The sequence below is a fragment of the Pseudomonas sp. 2 genome (assembly GCF_056627435.1).
The window spans coordinates 100,019-120,513 of the sequence record NZ_JBWXNG010000009.1 but is presented as its reverse complement, the minus strand read 5'-3'; the positions used below and the strand labels follow the sequence as shown (position 1 = coordinate 120,513).

At 62.6% G+C, this 20,495-nt stretch carries 15 protein-coding genes; 8 read left to right on the top strand and 7 right to left on the bottom strand.

Annotation, left to right across the window (positions count from 1 at the left end):
* The first annotated feature begins 23 nt into the window (after nt 1-23).
* The 3 genes from AC1MEK_RS16640 (at nt 24) to AC1MEK_RS16630 (ending at nt 3,493) form a co-directional block, all read left to right on the top strand.
* Complete coding sequence (locus AC1MEK_RS16640) at nt 24-2,063, top strand: putative bifunctional diguanylate cyclase/phosphodiesterase (RefSeq protein ID WP_480397377.1); 2,040 nt, start codon at nt 24-26, stop codon at nt 2,061-2,063.
* 144 nt (nt 2,064-2,207) lie between these two features.
* Nucleotides 2,208-3,074, top strand: coding sequence for a transcriptional regulator HexR (hexR, locus tag AC1MEK_RS16635; RefSeq protein WP_480397376.1), 867 nt, complete (start codon nt 2,208-2,210; stop codon nt 3,072-3,074).
* A gap of 200 nt (nt 3,075-3,274) precedes the next feature.
* On the top strand, nt 3,275-3,493 hold the full coding sequence (locus tag AC1MEK_RS16630; protein WP_480397375.1) for a PA3496 family putative envelope integrity protein: 219 nt from the start codon (nt 3,275-3,277) through the stop codon (nt 3,491-3,493).
* Here AC1MEK_RS16630 and AC1MEK_RS16625 read toward each other — a convergent pair.
* Complete coding sequence (locus tag AC1MEK_RS16625; RefSeq protein WP_480397374.1) at nt 3,447-4,397, bottom strand: LysR family transcriptional regulator; 951 nt, start codon at nt 4,395-4,397, stop codon at nt 3,447-3,449. The genes AC1MEK_RS16630 and AC1MEK_RS16625 overlap by 47 nt on opposite strands.
* Before the next feature lie 205 nt (nt 4,398-4,602).
* Between AC1MEK_RS16625 and AC1MEK_RS16620 the strand changes: the two genes are divergently transcribed.
* Nucleotides 4,603-6,018: an acetyl-CoA carboxylase biotin carboxylase subunit gene (locus AC1MEK_RS16620; RefSeq protein ID WP_480397373.1), complete on the top strand. Its 1,416-nt coding sequence runs from the start codon at nt 4,603-4,605 to the stop codon at nt 6,016-6,018.
* 11 nt (nt 6,019-6,029) lie between these two features.
* Nucleotides 6,030-7,835: a sodium-extruding oxaloacetate decarboxylase subunit alpha gene (gene oadA, locus AC1MEK_RS16615; protein WP_480397372.1), complete on the top strand. Its 1,806-nt coding sequence runs from the start codon at nt 6,030-6,032 to the stop codon at nt 7,833-7,835.
* A 299-nt stretch (nt 7,836-8,134) separates the two neighbouring features.
* Here the strand turns inward: oadA and AC1MEK_RS16610 are convergent, their stop codons facing one another.
* From AC1MEK_RS16610 to AC1MEK_RS16595, 4 genes are read right to left on the bottom strand one after another with little or no spacing between them, the layout of a single operon-like run.
* Nucleotides 8,135-11,116, bottom strand: a complete 2,982-nt coding sequence (locus AC1MEK_RS16610) for an autotransporter outer membrane beta-barrel domain-containing protein (protein ID WP_480397371.1) — start codon at nt 11,114-11,116, stop codon at nt 8,135-8,137.
* A gap of 59 nt (nt 11,117-11,175) precedes the next feature.
* On the bottom strand, nt 11,176-11,847 hold the full coding sequence (locus AC1MEK_RS16605) for a GNAT family N-acetyltransferase (protein ID WP_480397370.1): 672 nt from the start codon (nt 11,845-11,847) through the stop codon (nt 11,176-11,178).
* 16 nt (nt 11,848-11,863) lie between these two features.
* Nucleotides 11,864-12,310, bottom strand: a complete 447-nt coding sequence (locus AC1MEK_RS16600) for an N-acetyltransferase family protein (protein WP_480397369.1) — start codon at nt 12,308-12,310, stop codon at nt 11,864-11,866.
* Entirely contained in the window at nt 12,303-12,944 is a 642-nt protein-coding gene (locus AC1MEK_RS16595) for an FMN-binding negative transcriptional regulator (RefSeq protein ID WP_480397368.1), read from the bottom strand. Before AC1MEK_RS16595 ends, AC1MEK_RS16600 begins: the two co-directional genes overlap by 8 nt.
* Before the next feature lie 89 nt (nt 12,945-13,033).
* Here AC1MEK_RS16595 and pdxR point away from each other — a divergent pair, with 89 nt between their 5' ends.
* Both pdxR and AC1MEK_RS16585 read left to right on the top strand, forming a co-directional pair.
* Complete coding sequence (gene pdxR, locus AC1MEK_RS16590; RefSeq protein WP_480397367.1) at nt 13,034-14,578, top strand: MocR-like pyridoxine biosynthesis transcription factor PdxR; 1,545 nt, start codon at nt 13,034-13,036, stop codon at nt 14,576-14,578.
* A 236-nt stretch (nt 14,579-14,814) separates the two neighbouring features.
* Nucleotides 14,815-16,026: a YeeE/YedE family protein gene (locus AC1MEK_RS16585; RefSeq protein WP_480397366.1), complete on the top strand. Its 1,212-nt coding sequence runs from the start codon at nt 14,815-14,817 to the stop codon at nt 16,024-16,026.
* Nucleotides 16,027-16,165: 139 nt separating this feature from the next.
* Here AC1MEK_RS16585 and tkt read toward each other — a convergent pair whose 3' ends face one another.
* A complete protein-coding gene (gene tkt, locus AC1MEK_RS16580) occupies nt 16,166-18,238 on the bottom strand; it encodes a transketolase (protein ID WP_480397496.1) in 2,073 nt (690 codons plus the stop codon).
* A 172-nt stretch (nt 18,239-18,410) separates the two neighbouring features.
* Between tkt and AC1MEK_RS16575 the strand changes: the two genes are divergently transcribed.
* Nucleotides 18,411-19,283, top strand: a complete 873-nt coding sequence (locus AC1MEK_RS16575; RefSeq protein WP_480397495.1) for a bestrophin family protein — start codon at nt 18,411-18,413, stop codon at nt 19,281-19,283.
* Between the two features lie 97 nt (nt 19,284-19,380).
* On the opposite strand, the gene AC1MEK_RS16570 is transcribed toward AC1MEK_RS16575, so the two are convergent.
* Complete coding sequence (locus tag AC1MEK_RS16570; RefSeq protein WP_480397365.1) at nt 19,381-20,493, bottom strand: polyamine ABC transporter substrate-binding protein; 1,113 nt, start codon at nt 20,491-20,493, stop codon at nt 19,381-19,383.
* Nucleotides 20,494-20,495 lie beyond the last annotated feature (2 nt).

Genomic DNA, 20,495 nt, shown 5'->3' with positions numbered 1-20,495 from the left:
GCCCACTAATTACAAGAATCGCCATGACCACCAGCTCAGACGCCCCGGCCAACTCTGTGGCGACACGCCGTGTCATCCGCAAACAGTTCGCGACCCAGCTTGCAGTCGAGCGCACCCGTCTTCTTTATCAGGGGTCGCTGCTGCCGACCCTGTTCATGTTCATCAACGGCATGCTCTGCGCCTGGCTGCTCTGGAGCCCGGAACGCTATGTGCTGGTCGGCATCTGGGTCGGCTGGCTGTCGGCGCTGGTGTGTCTGCGCGTGCTGCAGGTGGCGGCGTTTCGTGCCGCGGCGCCCGAGCAACAGGCCCGGCCGATATGGCGGCGGATGTTTCTGGCCGGTGCCTGCGTCAGTGGTTTCACGCTGTCCAGCGCCGCGCTGATGGTGGTGCCGGTCGAGAGTTTCATCCAGCAGGCCTGGGTGTTCGGCCTGGTCGGCGCGGCGACTTTGTCGGCCAGCGTGGCCTACGCGGCGAGCATTCCGGCCTTCCTGACCTTTACCGTGCCGTGCCTGCTGCCGCCGATCGTGTACCTGTTCTGGGGCGGCGACGTGCCGTTGCGCGGCTGGGCGTGGCTGGGGCTGATTCTGTTGCTGGCGCTGATCGTGGTGACCGCCCAGGTCAACCGCCTGATCCAGCGCGGCCTGACCCGGCGCTTCCAGAATCAGGCGCTGATCGAGCACCTGCAGGAGGCGCAGGCCAGAAGCGACGCGCTCAATCAGGAACTGGCCCGACACTACGAGGAACGCACCCGCTACCTGTCGCACTACGACGAGCTGACCGGCCTGGCGAACCGTTCGCTGTTCAACGAGCGGCTGCGCGAGGCCAATCTGCGCGTGGGCCAGGGCAGGCAGAACCTGGCCTTGCTGCACATCAATCTGGATCGTTTCAAGCTGCTCAACGACAGCCTCGGGCTGGAGGTCGCCGACCAGCTGCTGCGCCAGGTCGGGCGCAGGCTGAGCACCGAGCTCTCCGAGGCCGATACCATCGCCCGGCTGTCGGCCGATGAGTTCGCTGTGCTGTTCGACACTTACGGCAACCTCACCACGCTGGCGCGCATCACTACGCGCCTGCTGGCCAAGCTGCGCTCGCCGTTGTCGGTGTCCGGGCATGAGCTGGTGGTCAATGCGTCCATCGGCATCGCCTTTCTGCCGGAGTCAGGCAGGGACGTTGCTGCACTGGTCAGCCAGGCCAACATGGCGATGCAGCACGCCAAGCATTTGGGCGGCAACAATTTCCAGTTCTACACCGAGAGCCTTCAGGCGCGCACGCTGGAGCGTCTGCAGCTGGAGATCCAACTGCGCCGGGCCATCGAGGAAGGGCAGCTGGAAGTCTTCTACCAACCCAAGCTGGAGCTGGCGACCGGGCATCTGAGTTCCGCCGAAGCCTTGGTGCGCTGGCGCCATCCGGTGCGCGGGATGGTGCCGCCGGGCGAGTTCATCGGGCTTGCCGAGGAAACCGGGCTGATCGCCGACATCGGCGAGTTCGTGCTGCGCCGCGCCTGTCGCCAGGCCTGCGAGTGGCAGCGCAGTGGCCTGGCGCCGATACGGGTCTCGGTGAACCTGTCGGTGCATCAGTTGCGCCAAGGCAAGCTGGTGAGTCTGGTGCGCCAGGTGCTCGACGAAACCGGGCTGATGCCCGAGTACCTCGAACTGGAACTGACCGAGAGCCAGTTGCTCGACAGCGTCGAGCACATCATCAGCACCTTCCAGCAGTTGCGCGAGTTGGGCGTGAAGCTGGCCATCGACGATTTCGGCACCGGCTATTCCTCATTGAGTTACCTCAAGCGCTTTCCGGTGGACTACGTGAAGATCGACCAGGCCTTTATCCGCGGCTTGAACGAAGGCACCGAAGACGCCGCGATCACCCGCGCCATCATCGCCATGGCCCACAGCCTGGAGTTGAAGGTGGTGGCCGAGGGCGTGGAAGATGAGCAGCAATTGGCGTTTCTAAAGGCGCACCACTGCGATGAGGTGCAAGGCTACTTGATCAGTCGGCCGGTGGAGGCGAGTTCGATGGGCGATGTCCTGCGCGATTGTGTAGTGAATGCCTGGAGTCATGCGTGAAAAGTCCTACACTCCATCGCGACGAGTCCTGCATGGACGATCGTTTGCGTTATCCAGCCTCGTTTAGCTGTGCGGCTTGCAGGTCATGTAGTATAACTACAAGAAAGCTACAACCCGGCCCATCCTTCTCATGAGTCCTGTCCTTTGAATCTGTTGCAGCACATTGCCCAGTCCCGCCATCTCTTGCGTAAGTCGGAGCTCAAGGTAGCAGACCATGTGCTGCTCGATCCGGCAGCCGTGATGCACAGCTCCATGGCCGATCTGGCCCACAGCGTCGGCATCAGCGAACCCACCATCGTGCGTTTCTGCCGTGCCATCGGCTGCACCGGCTTTCAGGACCTGAAGCTCAAGCTGGCCCAGAGCCTGGCGGCGGGCGCCAGTTTCGGCCAGTTCGCGATCCATGAAGACGATTCGGTTTCCGACTACAGCCTGAAAATCTTCGACACCACGCTGCACACGCTGATGGAGGTCCGCGAGAAGCTCGACCCCCATGCGCTGCAGGCCGCGGTGTCGGTGATGGCTTCGGCTCATCGCGTCGAGTTCTACGGCTTTGGTGCGTCGGGCGCTGTGGCCGCGGACGCGCAGCACAAGTTCTTCCGCTTGCTGCTGACGGCGGCGTCCTACTCGGACCCGCACATGCAGGCCATGTCGGCGGTGACGCTCAAGCCGACCGACGTCGCGGTGTGCATCTCGCAGTCCGGCCGCTCGAAGGACCTGCTGATCACCGCCAACCTGGTGCGCGAGAGTGGCGCCAACCTGATCACCCTGTGCCCGAGCCAGACCCCGCTGGCCGAGCTGTCGACGGTCAACCTGGCCATCGACGTGCACGAAGACACGGAGATCTACACGCCGTTGACCTCGCGCATCGCGCATCTGGTGGTGATCGACGTGCTGGCGATGGGCGTGGCCATGGCGCGCGGCCCAAGCCTGGTCAACCACCTCAAGAGCGTGAAACGCAGCTTGCGCAGCCTGCGGTTGTCGCCCAAGTCGATCAAATCCGCTGAAGACTGAAATCCCGTTGTAGGAGCGCGCTTGCCCGCGATTGCTGTGTGCCATGCAATGTTGTTGCGTCTGACACTCTGCAATCGCGGGCAAGCGCGCTCCTACAGATTGTGTAAAAACATCCTTCACCAACTTGTAACGCTTTCGCCTCCTGATCGTCACTCCCTGCGGCCACTCTGTAACTCCGCACACGCAATGGGAGACAGGATATGCCTCGGCACTACGATGACTCGCAGAACTCCAGCGTCAAAACCCGCCGTCAGCAGGAAGACCAGCGCCGCATGGCGTTTCGGCGTGCGATTGAAACCCGTTTCGAAGACCGCCGCCTGACCCTCGAATACGACGATTACCTGGAAGTGGCCGGCAATTTCTGGCAAGGCGCTAGCGCGTCGGAAGCTGGCCGTCAAAGCGTGACATCAGCTCGCTGATCTGTGCACGTTCGGTGCGGATGAACGCAAGAAAGGCGTGAGCCACGGGCGATAGCCGCTTTTCCCGAGCCTGCACCACGCACCAGCTGCGATACAGCGGCAACTCGGCCACCGGCAGCTCCTTGAGGGTTGCAGTGGCCAGTTCCAGGCTCAGTGCATGCCGTGTAAGCAGGGCGACCCCCAGCCCTGCCACCACGCATTCGCGCTGCGCTTCGGCCGAGGACACCTCCAGTGTGTGTTCGAAGTGGATGCGTTTTTCCTTGAAATATTCCTCGCATGCCCTGCGCGTCCCCGAGCCTTGCTCGCGGATCACCAGTGTGTGGCTTTCCAGATCCTTGAGCGAGGGGTTGGGCAGCTGCGAAAGCGGGTGGTCCGGGCGCGCCACGGCAACGATCGGGTTGTTGAGGAACGGTAGAAACTCCAGGCCCATGTCTTGCGGCACCATCGACATCACCACCAGATCATCGCGGTTGTCGGAAAGCCTGCGAATCACCTGCGCACGATTGACCACGGTCAGATTCAGCATGACTTCGGGGTATTGGCGTTTAAATGCGGCGAACAGGTGGGGAACGAAGTACTTGGCGCTGGATTCGATGGCGAGTTTCAGTTGCCCCTGCAGCGAGCCTTGCATGTCGGACAACTGCATGTCGAGGTTCTCCAGGCGGCCGAAAATGTCACGGCTGGCCTGTTGCAGCGCCTCGGCGGCTTCGGTCAGGTAGAGCTTCTTGCCCACGTACTCGAACAGGGGCTGGCCGATCAGCTCTTCGAGCTGACGAATCTGCAGGCTGACCGCCGGTTGAGTGAGCGACATTTCCTCGGCCGCGCGGCTGTAGGAGCGCAGATCGCAGACTTCATTGAAGATCCGCAATTGACGCAATGTCATACGCATCAATGACTTACGCAATTTTCAAAGGCTCCGCAAATGGCTGAAAGGCAGACTATAAGGTTTTACTTATGTTTAACCCAATTTTTACTCATTTTTGTTAATTGCTGATTCGTCATAGGGTGAGCCCATCGCTGCGACGCAACATGCTGCAACATTGATGCGCAAAGTCGCCGCGTACTGACCGGCTCACCGGTCCGTCTGAACATCGGTCGAGGAAATGCCAGTGATAACAAAAATCCTGATCGCCAACCGTGGAGAAATCGCTGTCCGTATCGTGCGCGCCTGCGCCGAAATGGGCATCCGTTCGGTGGCGATCTATTCCGACGCAGACCGTCACGCGCTCCATGTGAAGCGTGCAGACGAGGCGTATGGCATTGGTTCCGAGCCGCTGGAGGGTTATCTGAACCCGCGCAAGCTGGTGAACCTGGCCGTGGAAACCGGTTGCGACGCACTGCACCCCGGTTATGGCTTCCTCTCGGAAAACGCCGAACTGGCGGAGATCTGCGCCGAACGTGGAATCAAATTCATTGGTCCGTCCGCTGAAGTCATTCGCCGCATGGGCGACAAGACCGAAGCGCGGCGCAGCATGATCAAGGCGGGCGTGCCGGTCACGCCGGGCACCGAAGGCAACGTGGCCGACGTCGAAGAGGCGCTGGCCGAAGGCGACCGCATCGGCTATCCGGTGATGCTCAAGGCCACTTCCGGTGGTGGCGGGCGCGGTATTCGGCGCTGCAACAGCCGCGATGAGCTCGAGCAGGCCTTCCCGCGGGTCATTTCCGAAGCGACCAAGGCGTTCGGCAAGGCCGAAGTGTTCCTCGAAAAATGCATCGTCAACCCCAAACACATCGAGGCGCAGATCATTGGTGACAGCTTTGGCAACGTGGTGCACCTGTTCGAGCGTGACTGCTCGATCCAGCGCCGCAACCAGAAGCTCATCGAAATCGCTCCCAGCCCACAGCTGACCCCCGAACAGCGCGCCTACATCGGCGACCTGTCGGTGCGCGCGGCCAAGGCCGTGGGCTACGAGAACGCCGGTACCGTGGAGTTCCTGCTCGCCGAGGGCGAGGTGTACTTCATGGAAATGAACACTCGGGTGCAGGTGGAACACACCATCACCGAGGAAATCACCGGGATCGACATCGTCCGCGAGCAGATCCGCATTGCGTCCGGGCTGCCACTGTCGGTCAAGCAGGAAGACATCATTCACCGTGGCTTCGCGTTGCAGTTCCGGATCAACGCCGAAGACCCGAAAAACAACTTCCTGCCCAGTTTCGGCAAGATCACCCGTTACTACGCACCCGGCGGGCCTGGCGTGCGAACCGACACGGCGATCTACACCGGCTACACCATTCCGCCGTTCTACGACTCGATGTGCCTGAAGCTGATCGTCTGGGCGCTGACCTGGGAAGAGGCGATGGACCGTGGCCTGCGCGCGCTCGACGACATGCGCCTGCAGGGCGTGAAGACCACCGCCGCCTACTATCAGGAAATCCTGCGCAATCCGGAATTCCGCAGCGGCCAGTTCAATACCAGCTTCGTGGAAAGCCACCCTGAACTGACCAACTACTCGATCAAGCGCAAACCCGAAGAGCTGGCCCTGGCCATCGCCGCCGCCATCGCCGCCCACGCAGGCCTGTGAGGAACACAACAATGTCCAAGAAGATTTTTGTAACTGACACCATCCTGCGCGACGCTCACCAATCGCTGCTCGCCACCCGCATGCGCACCGAAGACATGCTGCCGATCTGCGAGAAGCTCGACAAAGTCGGCTACTGGTCGCTGGAAGTCTGGGGCGGCGCGACCTTCGACGCCTGTGTGCGCTTTCTGAAGGAAGACCCATGGGAGCGCCTGCGCCAGTTGCGCGCTGCACTGCCCAACACCCGCCTGCAGATGCTGCTGCGCGGCCAGAACCTGCTGGGCTACCGCCATTACAGCGACGACGTGGTCAAGGCCTTCGTCGCCAAGGCGGCGGTCAACGGCATCGACGTGTTCCGCATCTTCGACGCCATGAACGACGTGCGTAACCTGCGCGTGGCCATCGAAGCCGTGAAGGCTGCTGGCAAGCACGCTCAAGGGACCATCGCCTACACCGTCAGCCCCGTGCACACCATCGACGCGTTCGTGGCCCAGGCCAAGCAGATGGAAGCCATGGGTTGCGACTCGGTAGCGATCAAGGACATGGCCGGCCTGCTGACCCCGTTCGCTACCGGCGAGCTGGTCAAGGCGCTGAAGGCCGAGCAGTCGCTGCCGGTGTTCATCCATTCCCATGACACTGCAGGCCTGGCCGCGATGTGCCAGCTCAAGGCGGTGGAAAACGGCGTCGACCACATCGACACCGCGATCTCCAGCTTCGCCTGGGGCACCAGCCATCCGGGCACCGAGTCGATGGTCGCCGCGCTCAAGGGCAGCGAATTCGACACCGGCCTGGACCTGGAACTGCTGCAGGAAATCGGCCTGTACTTCTACGCCGTGCGTAAGAAGTATCACCAGTTCGAGAGCGAATTCACCGCAGTCGACACCCGCGTTCAGGTCAACCAGGTGCCGGGCGGCATGATTTCCAACCTGGCCAACCAGCTCAAGGAGCAGGGCGCACTGAACCGCATGGCGGAAGTGCTGGCCGAGATCCCGCGCGTGCGCAAGGACCTGGGCTACCCGCCGCTGGTGACCCCGACCTCGCAGATCGTCGGCACCCAGGCGTTCTTCAACGTGCTGGCCGGCGAGCGCTACAAGACCATCACCAACGAAGTGAAGCTCTACCTCACCGGCGGCTACGGCAAGGCGCCGGGCCAAGTGGACGAGAAGCTGCGTCGTCAGGCCATCGGTAACGAAGAGCTGATCGACGTGCGTCCGGCCGACCTGCTCAAGCCGGAAATGACCAAGCTGCGCGGGGAAATCGGCGCACTGGCGCAATCCGAAGAGGACGTCCTGACTTACGCGATGTTCCCGGACATTGGCCGCAAGTTCCTTGAAGAACGCGCTGCGGGCACCCTGACGCCGGAAGCGCTGCTGCCGATCCCCGAGCCGGGCGCGGTGGCCAAGGTGGGCGGTGAGGGCGTACCGACCGAGTTCGTCATCGACGTGCATGGCGAAACCTATCGCGTCGACATCACCGGCGTGGGCGTCAAGGCCGAAGGCAAGCGCCACTTCTATCTGTCCATCGACGGCATGCCGGAAGAAGTGGTGTTCGAACCGCTCAACGAATTCGTCGGCGGCGGCATCGGCAAACGCGCCCAGGCCAGCAAGCCGGGCCACGTCAGCACCACCATGCCGGGCAACATCGTCGATGTGCTGGTCAAGGAAGGCGACACGGTCAAGGCTGGCCAGGCGGTGTTGATCACCGAAGCCATGAAGATGGAAACCGAGGTTCAGGCCGCGGTGGCCGGCAAGGTCGTGGCGATCAACGTTGCCAAGGGCGACCGGGTGAATCCGGGTGAGATTCTGATCGAGATCGAATGATCGAAGATTGAAGGCCGCTCGCGCGCAGATGCGAGCGGCCTGATGGTTACCTCTGGGGGAGCTCTCGTGGCTCCTCTTTTTTTGCCTGCGAACCACCGATCCAGCCTCTGCCCGGAGGGCGTGGGAGCCCGACTTGTCGGCGATCTGGCGCGAAGCGGCAGTAAAACCTGACGACTCAATATGTCTGACACAGCCGAGTTGTCTGATTTTACTGCCGCTTCGCGGCAGATCGCGGGACAAGCGCCGCTCCTACGGCCTTCGGCCAGAATCAAGAGCGATTACGTGTTTGACCGCCGATCTTAGAAACTCATCTGCCACTGGCCCATCAGCGCGTGGTTGCGGCTGTTGCTGCCCAGTTCGCCGTTGTAGCCGACGCTCAGGGTCTGGCGCGCGGTGATGCCCAGGTTCAGGCCGGCTTCGATGACCAGGCTGTCGCGATCCAGCGCCGTGCCTTCGACGCTGAAGGCGCTGCCGCCGAGCACGAAAGCCTGGCGGGTTTCGCTGTCGACGTCGCCGTAGGTGTGGCGCCAGCCCAGGCTCGCCCGTGGCGTCAGGCTCATGCCGTTTTCCAGCTGGCTGAGTTGGGCGAAGCGCACGCCGAAGGTGCTGGTCACGTTGTCCTGGCTTTGCGAGTCGACGCTCAGGGCCGCCGCGCCGCCTTTTTCGGTGTAGCTGTCGCGGTGGTAGCGCTGATAACCCAAGTTGGCGAACGGCTCGACGTTCAAGCGCCCGCTGCCCATCGCATAACCCAGTTCGGCGAAGGCCTGCTGGCTGTCGGCGTCGTAGTCGCCTTTCGGGCGATCGCTGAAGCCGTCGAACTGCACGCTACGCTTGCTCTCGCCATTATGACGGCTATACGCCGCGCCCAGGCGCAGTGCCACCGGCCCGTCCTGACGCTGGGCGTAGGCGCCCAGGTGCCAGCTGTTGACCTTGCCGTCGACTCCGGTGCTGTCCAGGTCGGTGCGCGAGTAACCGCCCAGCAGGCCCACGCGCCAGGCCGGGCTCAGCGACCAGTCGACGCCCAGCACGCTGCCTTTGGTGCGCTGCTCAAGGCCTGCGCTGCCATGGGAGCCATCGAACTTGCCGTAGCTGCCGATGCCCTGCAGCCAGACGCGGCCACGGGCGTTCGGATCGTTGAGGTTGCGCGCGGCGTCCGGCACGCCGGTGGCGGCCAGGGTCGGGGTGTCCTTGTCGTCCATGCCCACCAGCAGGCTGGCGCCGCTGCTCATGCCGGTCATCGCCGACATCATGGTGGCGCTGACTTGCGAGGTGCCGCTCAGGGTGGCGCTGGTCAGGTTGGCGTTGCTGCTGCCCGCCAGCTGCTCGATGGCCGTGCCGGCCGATGAAGTGCTGGTGTTGAGCAGCGCGTTGTACAGCGCGTTGTTCTTGCCCAGCGTGGCCAGGCTGGTGGCCGCCTTGCCGCCGTTGCCGGTGCTGGCGTAATCGTTGAAGGCCACGTCGTTGCGGGTGTAGGTCAGGCCGACGCTGGTGGGCTGGTAAGTCAGGGTCGGGGTGAGAAACGCATAGTCGCTGCTCACGCTGCCAAAGGTACCGGTGATGCTGCCCGCCTGCAGCACGGTGTACTGGCTCTGCCACGGGTAAGTGCCGGGGCTGGCGTTGACCACCAGCGAGGCGCCGTTGAGGTTGGCATTGCCGCTGACCTTGACCGTGGCGCTGCCGCCGTCGGCATCTGCGCCGAAGGCCAGTGTCGAGCCGCTGCCCATGTTCAGGTTGCCGTTGACCTGTGCCGCGCCCAGGGCCTTGCTGGCCACCAGCGTGCCGTTGACGTTCAGGCCACCCACCGAGCCGCCACCGGCGAACACGCCGCCCTGGTCGACGGTCATGCTGCCGGCGATACCGCCCTGGTTGATCAGGCGTGCGCCGCTGGAAACACTGCCGCCATCGCTGAAGTCGCCGCTGCCGGTCAGGGTCCAGGTGCCGCTGCGTACTTGCAGGGTTTCGAAGTTCTGGCTGGCGCCGAAGCTGCCACCCAGCACATCGTCCATGATCACGCTGTCAGTGCCGGTGCCGCCATCGACTAGCCCGACGAACTGGCTGTTGTGGCCCAGGGTCAGGGTGTCGTTGCCGCCGCCCATGTCCAGCGCCAGGCCGTTGCTGCCGCTGATCAGGCCGTTGTTGTAGACGTTGTCGGCGAACTCGCCCACCAGTTTGATGCCGTAGCCGCCAAGCCCGATGATGGTGCCGTTGTTGATCAGCGTGGTTGCGGCCTTGCCCGAGCCGCCGCTGCCGTCGTCCACCAGAATCGCGTTGTCGACGCTGCTGATCAGCGCCCCGCTGGCGTTATAGATGTAGCCGCCCCCGGCTGCGATACCTTCGCTGCCGTTGGCAAAGCCATTCTTGTCGACACCGCTGGCGCCCAGGCCCTTGATGGTGCCGTAGTTCTCGATGTGGGCAATCAGGTCGATGTCCACGCCGTCGCCGTCGCCATTGGGCTGCAGACCATTGTTGCTGCCGGTGATGGTGCCGTAGTTGATGACCGTGCCGTCGCCGTCGGAGCCGTAGCCCGAGCCGTTACGGCCAATGATGACGCCCGTGCTGTAGTTGATCAGCGTGGCGCCCAGATCGGTGGTGATGCCGTGGCGCCCGCCGGAAATCAGCCCGTAGTTGTTGATGGTCACGCCAGTGGCCGAGTCGACGTCGATACCGTCGAACTTCTGGTCGGCGTTGGTCGAATCGCCCGAGGAGATCTCGCCGTAGTTGGTGATGGTGGCATTGGAGCCGGTTTTCATGCCGTCGCTCAATTCGCCACGGATCAGGCCGCCTGCGCGGTTGATGATGGTGGTGGTCACGCCTGCGCCGCGTACCGAATCCAGATCGATGCCCTGGCCTGTGGAGGAGCGGATGGTGCCGCTGTTGTCGATCAGGATGGTGCCGCTGGGGAAGTTGGTGTCGATGCGCAGGGCATCGTCGTAGCCGTCGATCACGCCGCCTGCGCGGTTGGTGATGCTGTAGTTACGCGCCAGGGTCTTGTCGCCGCTGCTGTCGAACGCCCGGCCGCCTGTGGATTTGATCGTGCCGCTGTTGTCGACCACGACACCCGCGCCGGTGGTCGTGCCCTTGAAGCTGACCGCCTTGCCGCTCGCGGTGATGCCGCCTGTGCTGGTCACCGTCAGTTTGTCGGTGCCGCTCAGCTCGACGCCTGCCTGGTTCGGCGTGGTGATCAGCAAGTCCTGCGCCGCTACGGCATAAGCCTCTGTGGCAAAGCCGCTGGAGACGATGACTGCTATATGCAGGGCGAGGCGAGACGGGGCGCGAGGCATGGCGGACGGCCTTTTTTGTATTAAGGGGCCGTCCTATATAGCGGTTTGATATTACAGCTTTATAACGCGCGAAAATGGGCGAGTGTGTCGACTTGTTTCCCGTCCCGGAAGTTATCCACAGCCAGCCACGCCTCGAAGGCTTTCTCGATGGGCGGCCATTCGCCGTCGATGATCGAGTACCACGCGGTGTCGCGGTTCTGGCCCTTGACGATCATGTGCTGGCGGAAAATTCCCTCATAGCTGAAGCCGAAACGCTCGGCAGCGCGCATTGAGCGGGCGTTGTTGGCATTGCACTTCCATTCCAGGCGGCGGTTGCCCAGCGCGAACGACTCCTTGGCCAGCAGATACACCGCTTCAGTACTTTTTGGCGTGCGCTGCATGGATGCGCCGAAGGTCACGTGGCCGATTTCGATGCGACCCGCGCTTGGCACGATGGACATCAGGCTCAGGAAACCGTCGATTGCGCCGGTCTGCTGATCGATCACGGTGTAGAACCATGGGTCGGTCGAGGCTTGCAGGCCGGTGAGGTAGTCGTTGAATGCCGCGCGTTCGGTGAACGGGCCGACGGCCAGATAATCCCAGAGTTTCGGGTCGGCGCCGGGGCCTTCCAGCGCGCTCCACAGGCCGTCTGCATGTTTGGCGGCGTCGAGTTTTTCCAGGCGCACGAAACGCCCGTTCAGTGTGCGAGTGTCCGGCAGCTTTGCCGATGGCCAGTGTTCGAGGTTCGACATGTTCAGGGTTTCCGGCTCAGATGGGTTTGCGGAACTGGATGAATCCAGGGCGCTCGGCGATGCGCTCGTACAGCTGGATCGCCGTGGCGTTGCTTTCGTGGGTCAGCCAGTGGACCTTGTCGGCGCCGCCGTTCTTGGCCGCGACGTACACGTATTCGATCAACTTGCGGCCAAGACCCGTGCCGCGTTGCTCTGGGGCTACCAGCAAGTCCTGCAGGTAGCAGGAATAGTTGATGCTCCAGTTGGAGCGATGAAAGATGAAATGGACCATGCCGACCGCCTTGCCGTCTACCCACGCCAGCGCTGCGTGGGTGGGCTCGTTGCTGTCCAGAAAACGCTGCCAGGTGCTTTGCGTCACAGCGTCCGGCAATTCGGTTTTGTAGAAAGTCAGGTAGGCCTTCCACAGCGGCAGCCAGGCGGCGTGATCGTCGGCGGTGACAGGACGGATTTGTACCTCAGACACGGGTTTCTCCTTGGCTCATCAAGCGAGCGATTTGCTGATCGTTCTGATCCTGGCTGCTGGCCAGGCCTTTGCTGACGCCGGCGATGTCCTCGGCGCTGCGGTTCTGATTGAGCTTGCGCTTGCCTTCCAGGCGCTCGATGGGAATGGCAAAACCGACGATGCCCTTGAGCATCCCCTGAATGTAGTCGGCCGGCGCATCGCTTACCGCCCAGGGCTCGGCGCGGGCGGATTCGTGCTTGTCGGTCAGGCCGCTGACGATGGCCAGCAGCCGCTCGGGATCGTTGAATGTTTCCGGTTTGCCGTAGGCGTGCACGGCCAGGTAATTCCAGGTCGGCACCACTCTGCCGTGCTCGGCCTTGGCGGCATAAAAGGAAGGGCTGATGTAGGCATCGGCGCCCTGGAAAATCACCAGTGCTTCGGCGCCGCTCGCCAGCGCCGCGCACTGCGGGTTGGCCTTGGCCAGATGCCCGGTCAGCGTGCCGTTGGCGCCTTGGTTCGGGTCGAGCAACAGCGGCACATGGCTGGCCTGCAGGCCCGTTTCGTCGAACGTGACCAGGGTGGCCAGGCGCGTGCCGTCGATCTGCCGGTGCAGGCTTTCGAGGTCCTCGTCTTTGAAATAGCGGGGTGTGTACATGGGATTTTCCTTGGCGATTGGTGCAATCCTAGGCAGGCTATTGGTCTGTTGTAAGAACCATTAATGGTCAATTTCATAGGGCCAATCCAATGCCTGCTGCCACCCCCTCGCTGACCTTCGACTTCGCCGGAATCGAGCTGGACCGCCGCCATGGCCTGAGTCGCCAGCTGTATCTGGCGCTGCGCCAGCGGATTCTCGACGGCCGCCTGAGCGGTGGCACACGGCTGCCGGCTAGCCGTGATCTGGCGGCTTCGCTGTCGATTTCCCGCAACAGCGTAATGCGCGCCTACGACCAACTGTATGCCGAGGGTTTCACCGAAGGTCGGGTCGGTGATGGCACCTACGTCGCGCAATTGCCGGAAAAGCCGATCACCCAGAAGAAACTATCCACAAAACTGTCCACAGGGTTATCCCAAGGTTTATCAACAGGGTTATCCACAAAATCGACCGACGGCACTGGTGATTTACCCAGTAAAGTTATCCACAGCGCGTCTTTCGAGCGGTTGCAACAGCATCATCTGGGAACGCCGAAAACCGGTTTGCCGAGGGCCTTTCGGGTGGGTGTTCCGGCGTTCGATCTGTTCCCGTTCGACGTGTGGGGCAAGCTGCACGCGGCTTTCTGGCGAAAACCGGGTCTGCATCAACTGGGCTATGGCGACCCGGCGGGGGAGTGGCGGCTGCGTGAGCTGATCGCCGTGTATTTAAGAACATCCCGTGACATGCACTGTGCCCCTGAGCAAATTGTGATCACCAGTGGCGCGCAGCAGGCGATCACCCTTTGTGCACAGTTGCTGCTCGATCAGGGAGATGTGGTGGCCATCGAAAATCCGGGGTATCGCGCCGCAGGGCACGCTTTTGCCGTGGCCGGGGCGAAGTTGCGCGGAATGCCTGTGGACGCGGAGGGCATGCGCTCGCCAGAGCCTGATGACCACAGCTGCAAGCTGGCCTATGTGACGCCTTCGCATCAGTACCCGCTGGGCGTGACCATGAGCCTGCCGCGGCGCCTTGAGTTGTTGGCTTGGGCCCAGCGCACCGGCGGCTGGATCGTCGAGGACGACTACGACGGCGAATACCGCTACAGCGGTGCGCCGCTGGCGCCCTTGGCCGCGCTGGATCGCAGCGGGCGGGTGCTGTACGTCGGCACCTTCGGCAAGGTGGCGTTTCCGGCGTTGCGCGTGGGCTATCTGGTGTTGCCGCAGGATCTGGTCGAGCCCTTCAGCCAGCGTCGGGCGGTGGACATGCGCCATTCGGAAATCGGCACCCAAGCGGTGATGGCCGAGTTCATCGCGGCGGGGCATTTCCAGCGACACATCCGCCGAATGCGCCGCGCGGCGTTGAGCCGGCGAGACGCGCTGCTGGCGGGCTGGCCGCAAGTGCCAGGCTGCAGCCCGATGCCCAAGCCGCTGGCGGGATTGCATGTCTCGGTGGCTGTGGACAGCTTTTCCCGGGAGCAGGCGTTAGTGGCGCAGGCTGAGAGCGTGGGCGTTGAAGTGGCACCGCTGAGTGATTACTGGCTGCCGGATTCGGACACGCCTGTGGATAACCGCGCGGGGTTGGTGCTGGGGTTTGCGGCGGTGCCTGAGGCGGATATTGCTTCGGCGCTTGCCCGGTTGCGTGAAGCGTGGAAGGCCTGATGCGGATCGTCTGGAAAAATTCGCGAATGAATTCGCTCCTACAGGACCCATGAACGACTCGATTGTCCAGCCATGCGCGAGTTTTCTGTAGGAGCGAATTCATTCGCGAAGGTTTGCCAGGCGATAAAAATGCGTCGGATGTACCGTCGGTTCGCGAATGAATTCGCTCCTACAGAGAGTAGTGTCGCGGCATAAAGGTATACTCGCGCCCATCGCAACCTTTCCTGAGACACATCATGAGCCTTCCTCTTTCCGCGTCGCCCGAGCGCAAGTTCGGCACGCCGTTGATCGCCTTCGTCCTGTTGGTGCTCGGCGCACTGTTTCTGCAATCTGCCGTGGGTGGCAAACACGTGTTGTTGCTGATCGTCGGCGCGGCGCTGGGCCTGACCCTGTATCACGCTGCGTTCGGCTTCACCTCGGCCTGGCGCGTGTTCATCAATGAGCGCCGTGGCGCAGGTCTGCGCGCGCAGATGGTGATGCTGACCATCGCTGTGGTGCTGTTTTTCCCGGCGCTGGGCGCGGGCACGCTGTTCGGCACGCCGGTCACCGGGCTGGTCGCGCCGGCAGGCGTTTCGGTGGTGTTCGGCGCGTTCATCTTCGGCATCGGCATGCAGATGGGCGGCGGTTGTGCGTCCGGCACGCTGTTCACGGTCGGCGGCGGCAACGCGCGGATGCTGGTGACGCTGCTGTTCTTCATCATCGGTTCGGTGGTTGCGACGCACCACGCGGACTGGTGGTTCTCGCTGCCGTCGTTCCCGGCCACTTCCATCGTCAAGACCTTTGGCGTGATGCCTGCGCTGATCATGAGCGTGGCGCTGTTCGCGGTGATTGCGCTGGTGACGGTCAAGCTGGAAAAACATCGTCATGGCGATCTGGAAGCCGCGGTGACCAGTGAACACGTCGGCCTGCGCCGCTTCCTGCGTGGCCCGTGGCCGCTGGTGTGGGGCGCGGTTGCGCTGGCGTTGCTCAACTATGCAACCCTGGCACTGGCGGGCCGCCCCTGGGGCATCACTTCGGCGTTCGCGCTGTGGGGCGCGAAGGTTGCCAGCAACTTCGGCGTGGACGTCGCCAGCTGGGCGTTCTGGCAGATGCCGGCCAACGCCAAGGCACTGGCCGCGCCGGTGTGGGAAGACATCACCACGGTCATGGACATCGGCATCATGCTTGGTGCGGCAGTGGCGGCCGGACTTGCCGGACGTTTCTCGCCAAGCCTGAAGATTCCGACCCGCTCGCTGATCGCCGCTGTGCTCGGCGGTTTGCTGCTGGGTTACGGCTCGCGCCTGGCCTATGGCTGCAATATCGGTGCGTACTTCAGCGGCATCGCTTCGGGTAGCCTGCACGGCTGGCTGTGGCTGATCGCGGCGTTCGCCGGTAATGCGGTGGGCGTGCGGATTCGTCCGTTCTTCTTCGAAGGCGAACGCCGCCCGGCGGTGCTGACCGGCTGCTGAGTCCATGTGTGAGTGAGCTTGCTCACGAAGGGGCCATTACATCCGGTAGATGTCTTTGGGATAAAACACCGCCTTCGTGAGCAAGCTCACTCCCACAAGGGATAGATGTTCAGCCGTCTCTACCCCGTTCGATCCCGACTCACTTCCCGATCTGCTGCCTGGCCACCTTGACGATGTTGTCCGCCGTAAAGCCGAACTTGGCCTGCAGCTTGTCGATAGGTGCCGAGGCGCCGAAGGTGTTCATCACGATCTTCGCGCCGCTCTGCCCGACATAGCGATCCCAGCCCACCGGCCCTGCCTGTTCCACCACCACCCGCGCAGTCACGCTCGGGGGCAGCACTTCATCCCGATAAGCCTTGCCCTGATGCTCGAACAGCTCCCAGCTGGGCATCGACACCACCCGCGCCTTCACGCCATCTGCTTTCAGGCGTTCGAACGCCTCGACTGTCATGCCGACTTCGCTGCCCGTGGCGATCAAAATCACCTCCGGCTTTTCATGGCTTGAGTCGGCGAGCACATACGCGCCGCGGGCCAGGCCTTCGGCGCTGGCGTACACCGAACGATCCAGCGTCGGCATCGGCTGGCGCGAGAGCACGATGCAGCTGGGCCGGTGGGTCTGGGCCAGTGCGACTTTCCAGGCCTCTTCGGTTTCGTTGGCGTCGCCGGGGCGCAGGGTGATCAGGCCGGGCGTTGCGCGCAGCTGGGTCAGGTGTTCGATGGGCTGGTGAGTCGGGCCGTCTTCGCCAACGCCGATGGAGTCGTGGGTGAAGACGAACACCACCGGCAACTCCATGATCGCGGCCAGGCGGATCGGCGGCTTCATGTAGTCGCTGAACACCAGGAAAGTCGAGGTGTAGGGGCGGATGTAGGAGAGTGCCAGGCCGTTGGCGATCGAGCCCATCGCGTGTTCGCGCACGCCGAAGTGCAGGTTGCGACCGTTGTAGCTGCCCGCCTCGAAGCTGCCCGCGCCGTCGAAGGTCAGGTTGGTCTTGGTCGACGGCGAAAGGTCTGCCGAACCGCCGAGCAGCCAGGGAATCTGTCGGGCAAAGCCGTTGAGCACCTTGCCGCCGGCTGCCCGGGTGGCGATGCCTTTCTTGTCCGCCTCGAAGCTTGCGGCGGTATTGCGCCAGCCTTCGGGCATTTCCCCGGCGCGCATGCGCTGCAGTTGATCGGCCAGTTCCGGCTGGCTTTCCTCGAATTCGGCGAAGGTCTTTTGCCAGGCGATGTAATCGTCTGCGTTGCGCTCGAGCATGGCGTCGCGCAGGCAGTGACGGGCTTCTTCGGGCACCAGAAAACTGCTGTTCTCGTCCCAGCCATAGGCTTTCTTGGTCAGCTTGATTTCGTCCTCGCCCAGTGGTTCGCCGTGGGCCGAGGCGGTGTTGTGTTTGTTGGGCGAGCCATAGCCGATCACGCTGTCGACCACGATCAGCGTCGGCGCGTCGTCGGTCTGCTGGAAGGCCCTGATCGCCTTGCTCAGCGCCACAGCGTCGTTGGCATCCTTCACATGATGGGTTTTCCAGCCGTAACCCTCGAAGCGTTTTTGCACGTCGTCGCTGTAGGCCAGTTCCGTGTGGCCTTCGATACTGATGGTATTGTTGTCGTAGATCCAGCACAGGTTCGCAAGCTTCAAGTGCCCGGCTATTGACGCCGCTTCAGCCGTCACGCCTTCCATCATGTCGCCGTCGCCACAGAGCACGTAGACGTTGTAATCGAATAGGGTCGCGTCCGGTTTATTGAAGTGTTCGCCCAGCCAGCGCTCGGCCATCGCCATGCCGACGCTGTTGGCGCAGCCCTGGCCCAGCGGCCCGGTGGTGGTTTCCACGCCAGTAGTCATGCGGTATTCGGGATGGCCCGGGGTTTTCGAATCCAGTTGGCGGAACTGCTTGATGTCTTCAAGGCTCACCGCCGGTTTGCCCGAGCGCTTGCCGTGCTCGTCGATCTCCACCACGCCCGCCAAGTGCAGCAGCGAATACAGCAGCATCGACGCATGGCCCACCGACAGCACGAAGCGATCACGATTCGGCCAGTCAGGATGTTCCGGGTGGTAGCGCAGGAAATCTTTCCACAGTGTGTAGCCCACCGGCGCCAGCGCCATGGGCGTGCCGGGGTGGCCGGAATTGGCCTTTTGCACGGCATCCATGGCCAGGGTGCGGAGGGTGTTGATGGTCAGTTGGTCGCGTTCATTGGCGTTCGGCGTGGTAGGCGAGCCCATGGTGATCTCCTCGTGACGTGTGGCGTTGGCATCCAGATAGATGTCGAGCACGGGGAGGGCGGGATCGTTCCATGAATGTTTCTGGCGAACCATCGGCGCCTGATGCATTCGAATCCCTTGTGCCTGAATCATGACGCTATGTGACTGGAGAAGGGGGTGACCATTGCAGGACATGATCGTCAAGAAGTACCGCGCCATGATCAAGACCTTTACCTACATCGGCTGGTCGCTGTTCTGGCTGCTGATCTGGGACGTGATCGTCACCGTGGATTTCATGCTGTTTCTGGACCCGAAGATCACGCTGCCCGCGATGCCGCTGACGCTGCTCGGTTCGGCGCTGGTGGTGCTGACCAGCTTCCGTAATTCCAGCGCGTACAACCGCTGGTGGGAAGCGCGCACGTTGTGGGGGGCGCTGGTCAACAATTCCCGCAGCTTTGCGCGGCAGGTGCTGACGCTCATTGACGACGAGGATGACCTCAATCCGGTAAAGGCCTTACTGCTGCGCCGGCATGTGGCCTACGTGGAATGCCTGTCGGCGCACCTCAAGGGCGAGGACTGTGGCGAGGAAGTGACGGCCATGATCCCGCGTGAGGAATACGAGCGACGCAAGCGCACCAACAACTTTCCCAACGCGATCCTCAACGAATCCGCCGCGATCATCGCCCACGAGTACAAGGCCGGGAGGCTGGACAGCATTCGTTTTGCGCGGCTGGAGTCGACCATGGTGGACATTTCCAACTGCCAGGGTGGCATGGAGCGCATCGCCAACACGCCGCTGCCTTACCCGTACGTGACCTTTCCGCGGCTGTTCATCACGCTGTTCTGCATCATCGTGCCGATCGGGCTTGTGGAAACCCTGGAATGGTTTACGCCGTTGGCCTCGACGGTGGTGGGGTTCATGCTGCTGGCCATCGAGCGGATCGGTACCGACCTGCAGAGCCCGTTCAAGGCATCCGAGCACGAGATCCGCATGAAGGCGCTGTGCGAGAACATCTCGGGGAATCTGAACTCGATGCTGCAGGATGCGACCGAGAAGCAACGCTGATGAAGTGGTGATATACCCGTAGCAGCACGGCTTGCCGGCGGGAGCGATTTTGATGACGCCCCCGCCGGCAAGCCGTGCTGCTACGGAATATGTGTTGTTACGTACCGGACTTGATCTTGGTCCACACCCGCGTGCGCGCACGCTCGGCATCACGCGGCAGCGGCGTGAGGGTGTAGAGGGTTTTCATGGCCTCGGCGGTCGGGTACAGGTTCGGGTTGTGGCGGATCGCCGGGTCGACCAGTTCGGTCGCGTCCTTGTTCGGGTTCGGATAGCCGACAAAGTCGCTGATCGGCGCGATCACCTTCGGTTGCAGCAGGTAGTTGATGAAGGTGTGCGCGTCTTCGACGTCCTTGGCGCCTTTCGGAATCGCCAGCATGTCGAACCAGATCGGCGCGCCTTCTTTGGGCAGGCGCATGTCGACCACCACGCCGTTCTTCGCTTCCTTGGCCCGGTTGGCGGCCTGGGAGAAGCTGCCCGAATAACCGACCGCCACGCAGATGTCGCCGTTGGCGATGTCAGCCATGTATTTGGACGAGTGGAAGTAGGTGATGTACGGGCGGATCTTCATCAGCAAGGCTTCGGCCTTGTCGTAGTCCTTCGGGTTCTTGCTGTTCGGGTCCAGCCCCAGATGCTGCAGGGCCAGCGGCAGAATTTCCGAAGGCGAATCGAGCAGCGTCACGCCGCATTGCTTGAGCTTGCTGATGTTCTCTTCCTTGAAGATCAGGTCCCAGCTGTCCACCGGCGCGTTGTCGCCCAGCGCCGCCTTGACCTTGTCCGGGTTGAAGCCAATCAGAATCGTGCCGTACATGTAGGGCACGGCGAACTTGTTGCCCGGATCGTTCGCTTCCAACAGCTTCATCAGGCTCGGATCGAGGTGCGAATAGTTCGGCAGCTTGCTCTTGTCCAGCGGCTGGAACACGCCGGCCTGAATCTGCTTGGCCAGGAACACGTTGGACGGCACCACCACGTCGTAGCCGGAGTTGCCGGTCAGCAACTTGGCCTCGAGCGCTTCGTTGGTGTCGAAAATGTCGTAGATCAGCGGGACCTTGGTGTCTTTCTTGAAGTTTTCCAGGGTCTGCGGGGTGATGTAGTCGAACCAGTTGTACACGCGCAGGGTCTTGGGCTCGTCGGCGTGCGCCGCGCCGCCGAGCATCCCCGCGCATGCCGCTGCCAGAAGGGCTGGAGCAAAAAGCCGCTTGAGTCTGTTCATCG

Excerpts from the sequence above, each read along its gene's own strand:
- AC1MEK_RS16575 (WP_480397495.1), top strand. The coding sequence starts at position 18,411 with ATGATCGTCAAGAAGTACCGCGCCATGATCAAGACCTTTACCTACATC.
- pdxR (WP_480397367.1), top strand. The coding sequence starts at position 13,034 with ATGCCTGCTGCCACCCCCTCGCTGACCTTCGACTTCGCCGGAATCGAG.
- AC1MEK_RS16630 (WP_480397375.1), top strand. The coding sequence starts at position 3,275 with ATGCCTCGGCACTACGATGACTCGCAGAACTCCAGCGTCAAAACCCGC.
- AC1MEK_RS16570 (WP_480397365.1), bottom strand. The coding sequence starts at position 20,493 with ATGAACAGACTCAAGCGGCTTTTTGCTCCAGCCCTTCTGGCAGCGGCA.
- oadA (WP_480397372.1), top strand. The coding sequence starts at position 6,030 with ATGTCCAAGAAGATTTTTGTAACTGACACCATCCTGCGCGACGCTCAC.
- AC1MEK_RS16585 (WP_480397366.1), top strand. The coding sequence starts at position 14,815 with ATGAGCCTTCCTCTTTCCGCGTCGCCCGAGCGCAAGTTCGGCACGCCG.
- AC1MEK_RS16595 (WP_480397368.1), bottom strand. The coding sequence starts at position 12,944 with ATGTACACACCCCGCTATTTCAAAGACGAGGACCTCGAAAGCCTGCAC.
- AC1MEK_RS16605 (WP_480397370.1), bottom strand. The coding sequence starts at position 11,847 with ATGTCGAACCTCGAACACTGGCCATCGGCAAAGCTGCCGGACACTCGC.
- tkt (WP_480397496.1), bottom strand. The coding sequence starts at position 18,238 with ATGGGCTCGCCTACCACGCCGAACGCCAATGAACGCGACCAACTGACC.
- AC1MEK_RS16610 (WP_480397371.1), bottom strand. The coding sequence starts at position 11,116 with ATGCCTCGCGCCCCGTCTCGCCTCGCCCTGCATATAGCAGTCATCGTC.
- AC1MEK_RS16640 (WP_480397377.1), top strand. The coding sequence starts at position 24 with ATGACCACCAGCTCAGACGCCCCGGCCAACTCTGTGGCGACACGCCGT.